Origin of the sequence: Dyadobacter sp. CY323 (assembly GCF_021390245.1) — a bacterium.
Taxonomy (GTDB): domain Bacteria; phylum Bacteroidota; class Bacteroidia; order Cytophagales; family Spirosomataceae; genus Dyadobacter.
Window position 1 is genome coordinate 39,936 of sequence record NZ_JAJUXH010000019.1, and the last position, 14,837, is coordinate 54,772.

Consider the following 14,837-nt stretch of genomic DNA (forward strand, 5'->3'; position numbering starts at 1 on the left):
GTCTTTTGCGTGTGATAGCGGTCCGTAATGAGTACAACTTTCCGCATTGGGATAATTATACTGCGGTTACTACGCTTGATGTGACCAAAGCAAAAGTTGTTCCCGGACTCCGGGAAAACTTACTAATGACCAAGCAGATGCATCCGCTTCGGGAAAGAAATGAAGATAAATGATGTTAAACCACCAGTTGTTGAGCCATGGAAACGAACCCTTCAAAAGTATCAGGTTTGGTAAAATAGCTGTTGACACCCGCTTTAAACGCCCGTTCGGCGAGCGAGGGATCCGAGGAGGTAGACATCATGGTGGCATGGATGTCGGAAAAAATGGGGTTGGTCCTGATCGCCACAATGGCTTCCAGTCCATTCATGAGCGGCATATTCATGTCCAGCAGGATCAACGCCTGAGAAGGGTCCGTGAGTTGCTGGATCGTATTTAAAAGTTCCAGCCCGTTCGTCACCTCCACCACATTAACCTTCTTATTTGTTTCTCTGATCGCTTCCATAATCAGAAAGCGATCGTCCGGATCATCGTCTGCGAGGTATATCGTTTTGTAACTACTCATCAAGGGGGGTGAATTCCAAAGCAGATATCTGCTTTACATAACTGTTTTACTGGCTGCAAAGATAATAATCGGTTTGATGTTTCGCTGGCAAAGTTTTTTAGTGAGAATGGCATTTTCATGATAACTCCTTAATCCATGATGCGACGTGTCAAATTCATTATCTCGCTGCTTAAAGAGAGTTTTTCCGAGTTTTCAGACGATAACGTGCTCAAACTTTCTGCGGCACTCTCGTACTATACCATTTTTTCTATCGCCCCCATGCTGCTGCTGATCATTTCGATCGTCAGCATTTTTTATGGTAAAGAGGCGTTTCAGGGGGAATTGTTTGCACAGATCAGCGGACTTGTCGGGAAACAGGCTGCTGCGCAGGTTCAGGAGCTGATTAAAAACGCGGCGATCACCAACAAGTCAAACATGGCCGCGGCGATCGGAGGCGTAACGCTTCTCATCGGTGCAACCGGGGTGTTCGCGGAAATTCAGGATTCGATCAATTACATCTGGTCCATTAAGTCCAAACCTCAGCATAGCTGGCTGCAATATCTCAAAAACCGTCTTTTATCTTTCTCGATCATCATCACATTAGGCTTTCTTCTTATTGTGTCACTGGGGGTAAATGCATTGGTTGACGTACTGAGCAACAGATTGGAAAGATACTTTTCCGAGGTTTCGGTGGTTATTTTTTCTGTATTAAATGTCGGGCTGGTGCTGGTAATCATCGCGGCGCTTTTTACTGTGATCTTCAAAGTGTTACCCGACGGTCATGTGCGCTGGAAAGAATGCCTGGTCGGGGCTTCATTTACGTCCATTATGTTTGCGATCGGAAAGTTTGCGATCAGTTTTTACCTGGGGCAGTCGGATCTTGGCGCGGCTTACGGGACTTCCGCATCGATCGTGATCCTGCTTACCTGGATCTATTATTCCTCCATCATACTCTATTTCGGGGCGGAATTTACCAAGGTTTACGCGCGGTCGGACGGTATAGCCATTTCCCCGAATGAGCATGCAGTATTGATATCAAGGAGAGAATTGGAAACGACACCAGCCGCCGCAGCAGCAGCTGTCGCGGGCGCAGATGCTGCGACCGAAAAGGTAACAAGCGAGGTTAAAAACGGAATATTTTCCCATGTAACACAATTTATCGATGATAAACTGGATCAGATCCGGGCGGAATTCAATGCATTTGTCGCAAAATTCGCATCCCCGGCCACGTATTATGGGATTGTTGCCCTGATCGCATTTTGTATCGCGATCACGATCGTGCTCATTTTGGGGCAATTGCTCAACCGTGCGCTCGACAGTTATTATCTGGGCTACGTGATCCTGATCGGAACAACGCTGATCATCCTCGCATTAACTCTTTTTTACCGCGAGAATCTGCAGCGGACGCTGAAAAATATTTTGATGCGGTTCAACAAGGAATAACGGGCGATGATACCAGACATAAACTTCGTAATTTTCAAGCCGATTGGCATTATAAACCCAAAACAGCAAAATGAAAATCAGAAGTTACGAACTGTTCCAGGTACCTCCGAGGTGGTTATTTTTAAAAATTGAAACAGACGAAGGCATCATCGGCTGGGGCGAACCGGTCATTGAAGGTAAGGCTGCGACTGTAAAAGCGGCGGTCATCGAACTCATGGAAACTTTGATCGGCAAAGATCCGATGGACATTGAAGGCCACTGGAATACGATGTACCGGGGCGGTTTTTACCGCGGCGGGCCGATCCTGATGAGCGCGATCGCCGGGATCGATCAAGCCTTGTGGGACATAAAAGGAAAATTTTATAATGCGCCTGTTTATCAGCTTCTTGGTGGTAAATGCAGGGATAAAATAAAAGTATATTCCTGGATCGGCGGTGATCGTCCGGCCGATGTCGCGAATGCAGCGAAACTATCTATGGACAGTGGTTTTAAAGCCATTAAAATGAATGCGACCGATGAAATGCAGTACATCGATTCGTATGAGAAGATTGATCTGGTACTGTTACGAGTAGCTTCGATCCGTGAGGCAGTGGGTTATGGACTGGATATTGGCGTGGATTTTCATGGGCGGTTGCATAAGCCTATGGCGAAAGTACTTGCGAAAGAATTGGAACCGTTCCGCCCGATGTTTATTGAAGAGCCGGTTTTGCCTGAAAATAATGAGGCGCTGCGTGAAATCGCGAACCATACCTGCATTCCTATTGCGACCGGCGAACGAATGTTCAGCCGCTGGCAGTTTAAAAACCTGTTAACGGATGGATATGCAGATATTATCCAGCCGGATTTATCACATGCAGGAGGCATTACCGAATGCAAAAAGATCCTTTCCATGGCCGAAGCGTTCGACGTGGCGGCAGCCCCGCATTGCCCGCTCGGACCGATTGCGTTGGCAGCATGTTTGCAAGTTGACGCGACTTGCCACAATGCATTTATTCAGGAGCAAAGTTTGGGAATCCATTATAATCAGGGAAATGATCTGATGGATTACCTGGAAGATAAATCGGTTTTCAGCTACGAGAATGGATTTGTGAAGATTCCATCCGGGCCGGGATTGGGCATTCAGGTAGATGAGGCGCAGGTGCGCAAAATGTCGGAAGTAGGCCACAATTGGAAAAATCCGCTTTGGCAGCACGAGGACGGCAGCGCCGCCGAATGGTAATTCGTGTTTCATTCGTGCATCCGTGGCATTAACTGTTTTTGCCACGGATGCACGAATGATGCACGAATTTATTTTGATTGAGTTAATCTTTCCAGAACAGATTCACCCAGTGGCGAAAGCGTATAGCCCGGTTCGTGGCTAACGGTCAGGCCGAGGTTTTTGAGTTTGCGGATATTCAGTTTCAGCCATTCTTTTTCCTTTCGGGCCTTTACTGCCAGATCGGCCGCACGCAACATCGGATTTTCCTGGATCGCTTTCAAGGTTTTAATCGTCCAGCTACCCAGCTTGCTACCTTTGTCGAGATGGTCCAGCTTTTCTTTTAATGCCTCAAATTCTTCGTCCGTTATCTCCATTTTTTGTCGTAAATCAATTCTCGGATCTTCGCTGAAATACTTCACGCCGATCTTATATATGGTACCTTCCGCCACCTTATCAAGTACCGCCAAAAGCGATTTCAAATCCCTAAAACCAGCCTGAACAGCATCCTGCTCAGTTATTGTTTCCCGGCCACATTCAGCAAACGAAGTAATTTCCACCAGTCCGATACCTGTCTGAATGCGGCTGCCACTTTTGGCACCCGGCTTTTTCCATTTGCGAAATGCGAGAGAGATCTTACCGGATTTTATATCATTTAAATGCTTCATTGTGAAGAGCATAGGTGTCGGGATTAGATAATGGGATTTTGGATTGAGAAATGGTTTTTACAATGATACAATAAGAAGTTTAAACAAACTCAAAAAAGGTGACTGGTTGAATTTCGCGATGCTTTTACCTAAATTGTGTCTCAATACCTCACGTTCCATTGGATGAAATTTGCAACCTTATGAAAATCAAACCAATGAGCATGTTAACAGCACAAGAGGAACTGGCCACGACCGATCTGGACGGGACCAGAAAGTACCTGGATGAAATAAGTTACAACATCCGCAGCATTTTTCACGGCGATCCTTCGGAAACAACACCTCCGGAATATAAACCGGTCGATATCGCAGAGCATTTGATGGACGCTGTGGATGTGCTCACGTATGCAGTTGAAAAGCTTACTGCATTTCAGGTTAACGACGAAGAGCTTCCCAAAGTCAACAGCATTATTTCGTCTCTTCGTAACGTCATTGAAAGCGTAAAGACCAGGGGGTCCGAACTTAAAAGCAGTATTTCCAGAGAGTATTACGATTTGTTTTTGTACAAGCTCGATGACCTGACCGAAGTCGTTGATGATGCCGAAAGTATTTTTTTTGATCTTCGAAAAGACAAAGACTTTATGGCATCCGTAAACAAATTATTGGGGTTGCAATGATCGTTTATTGCACCGAACGTTTCAAGTCAGTATTTAAAAAGCTGATCAAGTATAATTCGTATAAACTACTCGAGCGGGAAGTTATCGACAACTTCTTCAATTGTTCAGATGAACAAATTCGCCATGGCTCTACAATTTCTGGCAGCAACCGTTTCAACATAATTAAGAAGAGACTCGGCGACAGAGGCGGATTTCGTGCTTACTTCTATGCATATGTAATGGATAACAAGATTTATCTCAGTTACATCTATCCGAAAACGGGACCACAGGGGAAAACCTCATTAAATAAGCCTTTCCAAAAAATAATCTTTGATGAAACCGATGAAGCCATTGAAAACAATGATTTGTTCGAGCTCTCAGTTACAAACGGAAAATTGAATTTCACGCCAACGAGCTCAAATCAATGAGCTCGTTGGTTTATTTTTATTTATTCCGGCGTTCCTCTGCCAGTTGCTTGTAAACTTCCCCCAATTCATTTTTCAATTCCTGAATCAGCTGATCGCGCTTTTCCAGTTCGCTTTTGGGGACTAATTCCTTCATATAGATAACCTCATCTGCAGTTCCGATATATCCAAAAAGCCAGTTCGGGTGAATGTCGAATTCATTAATAAGGGTGCCAAACGCTTCGCCGGATAATGTTTGTTCACCGGACATTACCTTGCTCATTTTCGCACCGGAAACTTTTAGGAGCTGACTAGCCGCCTTTTGATTTAGATTTTTTGCTTTAAAGACAGCAATTATTCTATCAGTCATCAAACCAACAAACTATTAACTAAAATTAAAAATAATTAACTATTACTTATAAAAATTACCAAAAGTTAACTATATTTGAAGATAACTACGTGTTCGTGTCATATCGGTAAATATAACAAACTACCGTGATAGACATTTCACTTCTCACATTTCACATCTCACATTAATCCAAAACACATTATGAACTTCAAAATCATTACCCTGTCAGAAACACAAACCGAAGTATGCCTCCATCGTGATTGTAGCGAAAATGGCAAAGAAATTGTCCGGATATCAGCATTTGTGATCAACTCATCCGGGGTTGAGTTAATGGTAGAAAGGGTGGCTGAATTTAGGGATGCCGGAACTGCCCGACTTTTTGTAGATGATTACTCGGAAAGGTCGGCAAAGGAGTTTTTGGGACAATGTATTGAGGAGGACGGGATTCGGGTTGGCTATTTGACTAAACCTTTGATGGAATTCCGCTGAAAAATTGAAGAGGAAGCCGACCGCCTGGTTGGCTTCACTTTACGGATAGTTGCCGCAGTGTCATAAATTGGGTTCTCGACTTTTAGATATGGGTCATTACTTAGAAACAATATACTCTGATAAGGGAAATTGGACAAAAACTCTGCAACGGCATCAACCTCGTCCATTTGATATCGTTCATCTTCATAACTTTCAGTTGGCGCTACTTCTATCACATGCTGATTTGCACATACGTCAAAACCATATAAAAAGGACATGTTGTTGTGCTTTGCAGCAAGCGCATTCAGAAGTTTGATAATTAGTTTGTTTTCCTTTTTCATGTTATTTGGTGTTTATAATTTCTGAAAGAACCGTAGTGAGCTTTTTCGCCATTTCGTATGCCACGCTGCTCCTTGCGTAATCGATGTGCTGCTCCTTGTAATCTGCAATCACTCGCTCTGCTTTCAATCTGACCATTTCTTTATAGAAATAACCCGCTTTCTGACGATCTATTGTAAACAGAATGTCAAAGGTAGCACTAATGATCAATTCATGAGATCCAGTGCCTGCCAATTTATCTCTATCCCTGGCTATTCGCGAGCCTCTGACTTTATGAAAATGCATTAAGTACTGAAATACAGCGTAATAAGAGCAATGGATGCTGTTGCTGTAATGCGCATGATTGGAGATGAGTAACTCTGAAGATTTAAGGCTCTCCTCATGTCTTCTGAGATAATTATTGTTCATAGAAGGGTTAAATTGAATTTAGTTTGTGATGAAACTTACAGGTAATTAACGTTTTTGTTTTGGTGAGAAGTTGAACGCCACGGAATTTACTTAAGTAAAAAGTATAGGAGATACAGGGAATTATTGTTCGGAGTGGATGGAGTATTTAAAGGTAGATGATGGGAAGAAGCACTGGTGAAATGACGATGCCAGATGAAATTATCAATAGACTGCAGCGAAAAAGTTAATTTTGGTTTCTTTGTATATGAGAACACTTTTCACATTTTACATTTTACTAACCCTCATTATCTCCTGCACCTCCAAAAAGCAATCCGGAAAAACTGAATTCAAAGAACCTACTGCATCGGGAATTTCCGGAAAGGAACTCTCAATCGCCCATTGCAGCCGCTGCCACGGATTTGTGAAACCGGAATTATTGACTAAAAGCGTTTGGAAAGATGTTCTTCCGGCAATGGGGCATCGAATGGGCGTATATAGTGGTGGGTTCAGGCCGGATAGTTTGTTTGATGCCGGTGTGAGCGGGGAAATTGTGCGTAATGCAGGTATCTTCCCGGAAACGCCGGTTCTGGCAAAAGAGGATTGGGTCAAAATCGTGAAGCATTATCTGGATAATGCGCCGGATACCATTCCTGACCCCGTTCGGAAAAGCAAAATCCGGATGGGACTGAAGCATTTCAAATACAAAGAATCTTCATTTAATCACAGGCCTGCATTTACGAGCATGGTTAAAATCCTACCGGATAAACGCGGGATCGCATTTAGTGACTCAAAAAACAGACGAAATGTATTGACATTCCTGACTCCGGACCTGAAAGAAAATTACAGCATTCCATTAGCAGCAACGCCCATTCATTTTTATGAAAATGCAAATGAATTACTACTAACAACGATTGGAAAAGGTGTTTTCCCGACGGATGCGCCTGATGGGGCAATGCAACGATTTGTAAAGAATGGATCGGAGCCGGCATACAAACCGGCAGATATCCCTATTTCAAATTTGCGCCGGCCGGTTTCAATGGCATTCAGAGATTTGAATAAAGATGGGTTTGAAGATGCGGTTGCCTGTGAATTTGGCAATGAAACCGGTCAATTGGTCTGGTACCAAAACAATGGAAAAGGTGGGTACGAGAAACAGGTTTTGCGTGATAAACCCGGAGCGATCACGGCGATTATCAAAGATGCCAATCAAGATGGTTTACCGGATGTTTATGTGCTGATGGCGCAGGCGGATGAAGGTGTTTTTTTATATGAAAACCAGGGGTCGGGTAAATTTCTGGAAAAGCGGCTGCTGTCTTTTTTGCCACTTAATGGTTCGCAATACATTGAACTGGCAGATTTTAACAAAGACGGATTTGATGACATCATCTATGTATGTGGCGACAATGCAGATAAAACGCCGGTTTTAAAAGAGTACCATGGGGTTTACATTTTCCTTAATGACGGAAAATCCAATTTTAAACAATCGTATTTCTATCATTTGAATGGCGCATACAAAGCCATGGTGCGCGATTATGATTTGGATGGTGACCTTGATATTGCTGCCATCTCCTTCTTCCCGGATTATCAGCGTTATCCTGAGGAGAGTTTTATTTATCTGGAAAATAAAGGGAAAATGAAGTTTGAAGATTACTCCTTCCGCGAAGCGACAAAGGGCCGCTGGGTGGTGATGGATGCCGGTGATATGGATGCCGATGGAGATATCGATCTTGTTTTGGGATCTTTCGTTTATTTTCTACCGCAAGGTGATACCACAGGACTTGGGAAAAAGTGGTTGTCGGACGGGCCTTCGGTTATTGTTTTAGAGAATACGGTACGGTAGTTGTTGTTCGGTAAAACTTACTGTAAAGTGGTCAGATAATCTTCCTTGGATTTAGTGCACTCCACAAACTCAATAAAAAAGGGACGCTTCATTAAGCATTGCTTTGCCATTTGTGTAATGAGATAATCATCAATGTCCTTGCCGCTATGACTGGTGTACGTTCGGGACATCAATACGCCCTCATGATGAAATTCAAAATAATGATGGTGTGTGTCAGATTGAACAAAGCCTTTTTTTAATAAACTCTTTTCAACTTTTGCCGTTTTAATTGACGCCATTTAAATTATTTCGACTGATTTAACCAAAAACTGATAATACTTCTTAACTGCTAATAACCGCTTGGATAGTTTCGAGTCATCTATATCTACGAATCGGTGATAGGAGTGGGAAAACTGGAAAAATAAATCTTCGGTTGCTTCCCGAATTGTTTTTCCGGAGGCATAAAGATCAAGTTGTTCGTTCTGTAAAAGAGTACCGTTACCTTCTTGGGATACTACAAATGACTCTGGGAATTTCAGAATGTACCGCTCGCCTCTATATTCTATCTCGCTATATTCCATTGCAGTCTTGGTCTTTGGATCAACAAGTGTTTTTACCATCGTATTAAAGCGTGTGTTGAAATTTATGGTCGAAAATACGAAATATTCTGGCATCTCCCAGCTCATTTTTGTAACCAAATCCTGCCAAACTCAATGAAACCATTAAGCTACTCCACGAATTCCTCTTTCTGATCTATTAATCCGCATTTACATTTACAAATACCTCATTTTTAGCCATTTGTGACGACATTCAGCTGGTTGGTCGTTGTTCTGTGCCTCTCTGTCGAGTTTGCTTTGTGGGGCGGAAAAGGGCGGTTAACATTGTATCAGAAGTCGGGAGCAATGGTGCTCTTCGCGAATTTTAACCAATCACTTTTAAACATAAAGCTACCATGAAAACGATCATTGCATCCGTATTTTTGACATGTTCACTTGCTCTCTCTTCAACAGGATTTGCGAAAGCCGACAATGGAAATTCAACCTCCGTTTCGGAAGGTGTCGAAACCAAATTCTGGGTTGTTACTTCCATCAATGGGAAGATCGACGTAAATGTCATTAAGTCAGACAAAGAGGTTTCGCTAAGTGTTGTCGATCAGCTGGGACACACGCTGGCGTCGAAAACCATCGATAAAGATGCATCCGCCACCCGCACAAGATTTGATCTGAGCCAGCTTCCCGACGGATCTTACAAAGTGATCCTGAACGACGGCCGTCACAAAGAAGTAAAAGACATCGAGTTGAATACGCAGACCGCTGAAACGCAACGTGTCGTTTCTTTGGGATAACCGCGATTCAAACAAACAAAACGCCTTCTGCTCATATCGGGCGGGAGGCGTTTTGTTTTTAGTAAGTCTCCCTATTTCATAAGATTCAGAATTTTACGATATTGTAATAAACCGGATAAAACTTGTGAGATTATCATGAAGAGATGGTTAGGAATCGTATTTGTCCTCTTGGAGATGGGTTTTGCTGTTCGGGGGCAGGATCTGGCAAATGCGGTTACCACAAAGCTTCCACCGGTTTCGAGATCCAGGGTGACGGTGCGGGTGCTCGACAAACATACGCTGCAGCCGGTTTACGCGAACATCATTGTAGTTGATCAACGGCCGGGCAGACAAATTGTTCCGAAATTCGAGGATAAGGTCTATAAATTCCGGATCCCGGCAAATGATACGAGTAACATCACGATTTATGCGGACGGGTACGAAACGTTGAACGAGTCTATTTCTGCGAATGAATTGAGGCCGACAGAAGTTTTTTATCTTACTAAAAAATCAATTGATAATACCCGCTCAGAAGTGAATCCGGGAGTTAATGCATCCGAAGTCAAGCCAGTTTTTAAAGAGGAAATTACTTCGGTGGTTTATTTTAACCAAAGTAAAACTGTAATGGTAACGAAGTCCAAACAGGAACTGGAACGCATACTCGACTTTTTGAAATACCATCAAACCTATCAGGTCGAACTGGCTGGGCACACCGACAGTAAGGGTGATCCGGCTAAGAACTTCCGGCTTTCCGGCGAGCGGGCGGAGATGGTAAGGCAGTTTCTGGTTGCAAATGAAGTTTCCACGGCCAGGATCAAAAGCAAGGCTTATGGCAGCAAAGTACCTGCCGCGCCCAACGATTGTGAACAAAATAGAAAGCTTAACCGGCGGGTGGAAATGCGGCTCGTGCCCACGCTTTAACGGTATCTGCGCGCCCAGACTTTGTACCAGTTCTTATTTTTAGGATAATGCCGGTTTTTCGACATATTATTAACTACGAGCGCCACAACAAGCAAAATGAGTACGCCGGTCAGCACGGGAGAAATCACATATAGGTAACCCAGACTGGTGATTTTTTCAGAACCGATGTTGGCAATCAGCGCTGTGGCCCCGCCTGGTGGATGCAGGGTTTTGGTAATCTGCATAAATACAATCGACAATGAAACCGCAAATGCGGATGCCAGCCAGATTTCACCTGGAAAAATTTTATGAACTGTTACCCCAACAATCGCGCAGATTAAATGGCCGCCGATCAGATTTCTGGGCTGGGCGAGCGGACTGTTTACAATGCCATAAATCAATACCGAAGATGCGCCGAATGAACCGATCAGAAAAACACTGTCCGTTTCGGAAAACTGGTTGTTATTCAAAAAACCGATTAATGCAATGCCCGCAAACGATCCGAGAAATGTCCAGAAATGGTCCTTGAAATCAACTAATGTTTCTTTATAAATCACATAGCGGGCCATGCGCATGTGTTTTCTAAATCTTTTTCTCAATGTAAATGAATGCTTTTTCTACTTCGCGAAAACTGTTGTCGGTGTCGGGATCGAGAGGTATTGGAGGTTAAATGACATTGTTCTTGGCAAATTTAATGAAAACAGTAACCCGCACTTTGAGTAAAATATAAAACATTTACAAAAGCCTTATTCAGTGAATGGTGTGAATCTTCTTTTTACCTAAATTGAGTTGCAACAGGCGTATCCCCCAATGCGTAATTAATTCTGCAAACCCGCTGATCTATGAGAGAAACTTTACGCCTTTTACTTTTATGCCTTCTATCAAATTCTGCATTCGCACAAGTCGACTGTAATAATGTGGGGTTTGAGCAAGGGAACGCAAATGGGTGGGTCCTGACTTACGGGAATGTAGGTGAACAGAATCAGAAAACGGTCTTTCTGAACGAAACGAATGGCACTCAAAATAACCAGCATTATGTGACCAGCGTTAGCGATGGAAATGATCCCAAAATATCTTCCATTCCAATGGTCGCGCCAGGCAGTACGCATTCGATCCGAATCGGGAATGTGGTTGAAGGAAGCCATTTTGCAAGAATCCACTCCGAATATACCGTCACCGCCGAAAATACCTTATTTCAATACAAATTTGCTGTCGTATTGCAGAATACCGGTGCCGATGGGCGTGCGAACCACGAACCCTATCAGAAGCCCGGTTTTAACATTCTTATTTTTGACAGCAATGGCGAGGAATTGCCATGCAGCAGCTACAACATTCAATTACAGGGAGTTAACACGGTCGATGGTTTCCAGTCTTACGGAGACATTCAATACCGCAACTGGACCACCGGCGCGATTGACCTCCGCAGTGTCATTGGAAAAACCATCACGATCGTCGTTACCGCCCACGGCTGTACAAGACAGAGGCATTTTGGCTATGCATACATTGACGCAGAATGTTTGAAATCGGAAATTAAAGTGGCATCAAATTGTCCGGATGAAAACGGTTTTTTAACCTTAATGGCCCCGCAGGGTTTTGGTAAATATCAGTGGAGCAATGGTGCAACCACTCAAAATGTGCAGGTTAAAGCAAATTTGGGTGATAAATACTCCGTTAAACTTAGCCCATTGGGAAGCCTGGACGAATCCTGCGCATTAAGCCTGGATTATACACTTACATTTAAAAAAAGCGAGGCGACGGTCTCGGAAACGATTTGTGAGGGAGAATCTGTTGCGCTCGGCGATACCGTGTTGCGGACCAGCGGCATTTATGTCAGGAATGTGAGTAAAAGCAATGTTTGCGACAGTACCGTCACGTTGAATTTGAAAGTCAATCCGGTGAGTCACTACACGCAGAACATCCGCATTTGCGAAGGTGAAAAGCTGACAGTAGGGGATACCAGCTACACAACGGCCGGCACATATTTTAAAAATATCCCGCAGGTCACGGGTTGCGACAGCATTGTCACCACCATTCTGGAAGTAATTAGCATTGACCTTTCGGTATCTCCTACATTATCCATCACGCAGGGTGACAGCATTCAGGTGGAGGCACTCGCCACGCCGACGGGCGAATACCGGTATCGCTGGGATCAGCCGGGTTTGTCTTGTTCCGATTGCCCCGATCCGTGGGTTTCGCCACAGGTTTCGACACTTTTCAAATTGCAGGTGACAGACCCGGATGAGGTTTGTAACAAAACGGCCCGGGTTCAGGTATATGTAAAACCGTGCGGCGTTTATGCGCCGGAGGCATTTTCACCGAATCACGATGAAATGAATGAGGTGTTCTTTGTGTATGGGAATAGATGCGTTAAAATGATTCGGGAAATGGCCATATTCAACCGCTGGGGACAAGTTGTTTTTCAAAAAGCTAATTTCCCGGCATCTGATCCGGCCTCGGGCTGGGATGGTACTTATCATGGTCAGCTCACCGAGGCGGGCATTTATCCCTATAAAGTAAAAGTTGAGCTGAACGATGGATCGGTGATCGATCAGGATGGTTCGGTGCACCTTTTGCGTTAAGTACGATTTTTTCGTTTTTTTTCAGGTTCATGTCTTATTGCGTCATTCTCATTTGTAGTGAGGTTGAAAAGATACTTGATCACTAAAAAAGAGACAAAAATGGGAACGTTAAGCACATTCAATTTTCTGACATTAAACGGATTCTACAAAGGCGTTGATGAGGATATCAGCTGGCACCGCCACGGCGGTGACGAAAGTAGTTTTGCTTCTGAACAAATGGAAGGGAGAAAATCAATTCTGGTTTTTGGACGCGTTACATATGAGAGTATGTCGAGCTGGTGGCCTACTCCGGCGGCCCTGGAAACGATGCCTGACGTGGCAAAAGGCATGAACGAATCGTCCAAAATTGTTTTTTCCACCACAATGGAATCTGCCGATTGGGAGAACACCACACTGATCAGAGGCAATTTGATCGAGGAAATCAAAAAGCTGAAAGCCGATCCCAATGTGCAATTGACGATCCTGGGAAGCGGAAGTCTGGTAGCGCAGCTGGCAGATGCCGGACTCATCGATCACTATGCCATAATGATCGATCCCGTCGCGATCGGCGAAGGAACTGCATTGTTTTCAGGCATGAAAACCAAGCTGGATCTGAAATTGGTCGATACGCAGACTTTTAATAGTGGCGTTATCCTGGTTAATTACATCCCTTTGGAGAGAAGTTTGTGAAGACTGACCCAGTGAAGATACCGATGTGAGATTTTACACTTGTTATGTAAAGGCAATATGATACCATTTACAAAATTACCATTCAAGATCAACCAGGTTTACTTGACGTCGGATACCCATTATGGGCACAAGAATATTTGTTCGGCTACTACATCCTGGGAAGCAGAGAATGCAGCTAACTGCCGGATTTTCAGTAGTATACCAGAAATGAACGATGCGATTGTGAATGGGATTAACGCAGTGGTACGAAAGACGGATTTGTTAATCCATTGCGGCGACTGGTCATTTGGAGGTAAGGAAAATATTTCGATTTTCCGGGAAAGGATCGTTTGCGACAATGTGATCTTAATTCAGGGAAATCACGATCATCATGTGTCCCCGGAATTCCTGGAATTCACCCATGACTTTCTCGCTTTTCACCAGATCGGTTTTTTTCAGGTTGAGTCATTGAAATTTGTGTGCGCCCATTATCCCATGGCGATCTGGCATCAATCACATCATGATGTACCCTTGTTTTACGGACACGTACATGGTTCGTACGAGAACGTAGGTAAATCGTTAGATGTAGGAATTGACAATATTTATAAGTTGAAACAGAGGTATACGCCAATTTCTTTGCAGGAGGCTTACAGTATTTGCCAGAAGAAGCCGGCGTTTTTAGAATCACACCATAACGAATTCACGAGTTAACCTTATCAGATAATAACTGATCCGGTGCATCATTATCTATAACTCTAACATCCCATTTGAACCATAATATGGAAGAATACATCGTTTTCATGCGCCTGGACCTCATTACCAAAGATGCGCAGCCTTCGCCTGAGCAGATGCAGGTCTATATGAAACAGTACCAGGATTGGGTAGGAGGGATTGCGGCGCTGAATAAGTTCGCGGGAGGGAAAGGATTGTCGACAGAAGGTAAAGTGGTGACTTATGGCGATGTGGTGACGGATGGACCATTTGTCGAGCTGAAAGAATCCATTGCGGGTTTTATTATAATAAAAGCCGAAAGTCTGGAAGAAGCAACGGAGCTCGCCAGCGCTTGTCCGATTCTGAAAGGTCCGGGAAATAGTGTCGAGGTCAGGAAGATCTCTCAGGTTCATCCCAACTAACTTTTTGG

General features: G+C 43.8%; 19 protein-coding genes. 12 read left to right on the plus strand and 7 right to left on the minus strand.

Annotated features, from left to right (window positions below):
* The first annotated feature begins 5 nt into the window (after positions 1–5).
* The gene (locus LZG72_RS22535) at positions 6–173 is read left to right on the plus strand and encodes a hypothetical protein (protein WP_233877387.1); all 168 of its coding nucleotides are present in this window, start codon (positions 6–8) and stop codon (positions 171–173) included.
* A 2-nt stretch (positions 174–175) separates the two neighbouring features.
* On the opposite strand, the gene LZG72_RS22540 is transcribed toward LZG72_RS22535, so the two are convergent.
* Positions 176–562: a response regulator gene (locus tag LZG72_RS22540; RefSeq protein ID WP_233877388.1), complete on the minus strand. Its 387-nt coding sequence runs from the start codon at positions 560–562 to the stop codon at positions 176–178.
* Between the two features lie 135 nt (positions 563–697).
* Between LZG72_RS22540 and LZG72_RS22545 the strand changes: the two genes are divergently transcribed.
* Together LZG72_RS22545 and dgoD are read left to right on the plus strand one after the other, a co-directional pair.
* Positions 698–1,984 carry a YihY/virulence factor BrkB family protein gene (locus tag LZG72_RS22545; RefSeq protein ID WP_233877389.1) on the plus strand — a complete coding sequence of 429 codons (1,287 nt, stop codon included), beginning with the start codon at positions 698–700 and terminating at the stop codon, positions 1,982–1,984.
* Between the two features lie 70 nt (positions 1,985–2,054).
* Positions 2,055–3,203, plus strand: a complete 1,149-nt coding sequence (dgoD, locus tag LZG72_RS22550; RefSeq protein ID WP_233877390.1) for a galactonate dehydratase — start codon at positions 2,055–2,057, stop codon at positions 3,201–3,203.
* Between the two features lie 68 nt (positions 3,204–3,271).
* On the opposite strand, the gene LZG72_RS22555 is transcribed toward dgoD, so the two are convergent.
* Positions 3,272–3,859, minus strand: coding sequence for a hypothetical protein (locus tag LZG72_RS22555; RefSeq protein ID WP_233877391.1), 588 nt, complete (start codon positions 3,857–3,859; stop codon positions 3,272–3,274).
* A 167-nt stretch (positions 3,860–4,026) separates the two neighbouring features.
* On the opposite strand from LZG72_RS22555, the gene LZG72_RS22560 reads away from it, so the two are divergent.
* Positions 4,027–4,500 (plus strand): hypothetical protein, encoded by a 474-nt coding sequence (locus LZG72_RS22560; RefSeq protein ID WP_233877392.1) that lies wholly within the window; start codon positions 4,027–4,029, stop codon positions 4,498–4,500.
* A 423-nt stretch (positions 4,501–4,923) separates the two neighbouring features.
* Here LZG72_RS22560 and LZG72_RS22565 read toward each other — a convergent pair whose 3' ends face one another.
* The gene (locus tag LZG72_RS22565) at positions 4,924–5,253 is read right to left on the minus strand and encodes an XRE family transcriptional regulator (protein WP_233877393.1); all 330 of its coding nucleotides are present in this window, start codon (positions 5,251–5,253) and stop codon (positions 4,924–4,926) included.
* A 180-nt stretch (positions 5,254–5,433) separates the two neighbouring features.
* Between LZG72_RS22565 and LZG72_RS22570 the strand changes: the two genes are divergently transcribed.
* Positions 5,434–5,721, plus strand: a complete 288-nt coding sequence (locus tag LZG72_RS22570; RefSeq protein WP_233877394.1) for a hypothetical protein — start codon at positions 5,434–5,436, stop codon at positions 5,719–5,721.
* Here the strand turns inward: LZG72_RS22570 and LZG72_RS22575 are convergent.
* The gene (locus LZG72_RS22575; protein ID WP_233877395.1) at positions 5,688–6,041 is read right to left on the minus strand and encodes a hypothetical protein; all 354 of its coding nucleotides are present in this window, start codon (positions 6,039–6,041) and stop codon (positions 5,688–5,690) included. The genes LZG72_RS22570 and LZG72_RS22575 overlap by 34 nt on opposite strands.
* Position 6,042: 1 nt before the next feature.
* Positions 6,043–6,324 carry a hypothetical protein gene (locus LZG72_RS22580; protein WP_233877396.1) on the minus strand — a complete coding sequence of 94 codons (282 nt, stop codon included), beginning with the start codon at positions 6,322–6,324 and terminating at the stop codon, positions 6,043–6,045.
* 367 nt (positions 6,325–6,691) lie between these two features.
* On the opposite strand from LZG72_RS22580, the gene LZG72_RS22585 reads away from it, so the two are divergent.
* A complete protein-coding gene (locus tag LZG72_RS22585; protein ID WP_233877397.1) occupies positions 6,692–8,266 on the plus strand; it encodes a VCBS repeat-containing protein in 1,575 nt (524 codons plus the stop codon).
* A gap of 17 nt (positions 8,267–8,283) precedes the next feature.
* Here LZG72_RS22585 and LZG72_RS22590 read toward each other — a convergent pair whose 3' ends face one another.
* Positions 8,284–8,544, minus strand: coding sequence for a hypothetical protein (locus LZG72_RS22590; RefSeq protein ID WP_233877398.1), 261 nt, complete (start codon positions 8,542–8,544; stop codon positions 8,284–8,286).
* A 653-nt stretch (positions 8,545–9,197) separates the two neighbouring features.
* Between LZG72_RS22590 and LZG72_RS22595 the strand changes: the two genes are divergently transcribed.
* The gene (locus LZG72_RS22595; RefSeq protein WP_233877399.1) at positions 9,198–9,590 is read left to right on the plus strand and encodes a hypothetical protein; all 393 of its coding nucleotides are present in this window, start codon (positions 9,198–9,200) and stop codon (positions 9,588–9,590) included.
* A gap of 135 nt (positions 9,591–9,725) precedes the next feature.
* On the plus strand, positions 9,726–10,490 hold the full coding sequence (locus LZG72_RS22600) for an OmpA family protein (protein ID WP_233877400.1): 765 nt from the start codon (positions 9,726–9,728) through the stop codon (positions 10,488–10,490).
* Here the strand turns inward: LZG72_RS22600 and LZG72_RS22605 are convergent.
* On the minus strand, positions 10,487–11,038 hold the full coding sequence (locus LZG72_RS22605; RefSeq protein ID WP_233877509.1) for an HPP family protein: 552 nt from the start codon (positions 11,036–11,038) through the stop codon (positions 10,487–10,489). The genes LZG72_RS22600 and LZG72_RS22605 overlap by 4 nt on opposite strands.
* Before the next feature lie 273 nt (positions 11,039–11,311).
* Between LZG72_RS22605 and LZG72_RS22610 the strand changes: the two genes are divergently transcribed.
* The 4 genes from LZG72_RS22610 (at position 11,312) to LZG72_RS22625 (ending at position 14,829) form a co-directional block, all read left to right on the plus strand.
* Positions 11,312–13,048, plus strand: coding sequence for a gliding motility-associated C-terminal domain-containing protein (locus tag LZG72_RS22610; protein ID WP_233877401.1), 1,737 nt, complete (start codon positions 11,312–11,314; stop codon positions 13,046–13,048).
* Positions 13,049–13,147: 99 nt separating this feature from the next.
* Complete coding sequence (locus LZG72_RS22615) at positions 13,148–13,717, plus strand: dihydrofolate reductase family protein (RefSeq protein WP_233877402.1); 570 nt, start codon at positions 13,148–13,150, stop codon at positions 13,715–13,717.
* Positions 13,718–13,774: 57 nt separating this feature from the next.
* The gene (locus tag LZG72_RS22620; protein WP_233877403.1) at positions 13,775–14,407 is read left to right on the plus strand and encodes a metallophosphoesterase; all 633 of its coding nucleotides are present in this window, start codon (positions 13,775–13,777) and stop codon (positions 14,405–14,407) included.
* A 68-nt stretch (positions 14,408–14,475) separates the two neighbouring features.
* Positions 14,476–14,829 carry a YciI family protein gene (locus tag LZG72_RS22625; protein ID WP_233877404.1) on the plus strand — a complete coding sequence of 118 codons (354 nt, stop codon included), beginning with the start codon at positions 14,476–14,478 and terminating at the stop codon, positions 14,827–14,829.
* Positions 14,830–14,837: the final 8 nt, after the last annotated feature.

Bases quoted from the DNA above. Each gene is read 5' to 3' on its own strand.
- LZG72_RS22585 (WP_233877397.1), top strand. From the start codon at position 6,692: ATGAGAACACTTTTCACATTTTACATTTTACTAACCCTCATTATCTCC.
- LZG72_RS22570 (WP_233877394.1), top strand. From the start codon at position 5,434: ATGAACTTCAAAATCATTACCCTGTCAGAAACACAAACCGAAGTATGC.
- LZG72_RS22610 (WP_233877401.1), top strand. From the start codon at position 11,312: ATGAGAGAAACTTTACGCCTTTTACTTTTATGCCTTCTATCAAATTCT.
- LZG72_RS22545 (WP_233877389.1), top strand. From the start codon at position 698: ATGATGCGACGTGTCAAATTCATTATCTCGCTGCTTAAAGAGAGTTTT.
- LZG72_RS22565 (WP_233877393.1), bottom strand. From the start codon at position 5,253: ATGACTGATAGAATAATTGCTGTCTTTAAAGCAAAAAATCTAAATCAA.
- LZG72_RS22560 (WP_233877392.1), top strand. From the start codon at position 4,027: ATGAAAATCAAACCAATGAGCATGTTAACAGCACAAGAGGAACTGGCC.
- LZG72_RS22540 (WP_233877388.1), bottom strand. From the start codon at position 562: ATGAGTAGTTACAAAACGATATACCTCGCAGACGATGATCCGGACGAT.
- LZG72_RS22595 (WP_233877399.1), top strand. From the start codon at position 9,198: ATGAAAACGATCATTGCATCCGTATTTTTGACATGTTCACTTGCTCTC.
- dgoD (WP_233877390.1), top strand. From the start codon at position 2,055: ATGAAAATCAGAAGTTACGAACTGTTCCAGGTACCTCCGAGGTGGTTA.
- LZG72_RS22605 (WP_233877509.1), bottom strand. From the start codon at position 11,038: ATGGCCCGCTATGTGATTTATAAAGAAACATTAGTTGATTTCAAGGAC.
- LZG72_RS22625 (WP_233877404.1), top strand. From the start codon at position 14,476: ATGGAAGAATACATCGTTTTCATGCGCCTGGACCTCATTACCAAAGAT.
- LZG72_RS22555 (WP_233877391.1), bottom strand. From the start codon at position 3,859: ATGCTCTTCACAATGAAGCATTTAAATGATATAAAATCCGGTAAGATC.
- LZG72_RS22620 (WP_233877403.1), top strand. From the start codon at position 13,775: ATGATACCATTTACAAAATTACCATTCAAGATCAACCAGGTTTACTTG.
- LZG72_RS22590 (WP_233877398.1), bottom strand. From the start codon at position 8,544: ATGGCGTCAATTAAAACGGCAAAAGTTGAAAAGAGTTTATTAAAAAAA.
- LZG72_RS22575 (WP_233877395.1), bottom strand. From the start codon at position 6,041: ATGAAAAAGGAAAACAAACTAATTATCAAACTTCTGAATGCGCTTGCT.
- LZG72_RS22615 (WP_233877402.1), top strand. From the start codon at position 13,148: ATGGGAACGTTAAGCACATTCAATTTTCTGACATTAAACGGATTCTAC.
- LZG72_RS22600 (WP_233877400.1), top strand. From the start codon at position 9,726: ATGAAGAGATGGTTAGGAATCGTATTTGTCCTCTTGGAGATGGGTTTT.
- LZG72_RS22580 (WP_233877396.1), bottom strand. From the start codon at position 6,324: ATGCATTTTCATAAAGTCAGAGGCTCGCGAATAGCCAGGGATAGAGAT.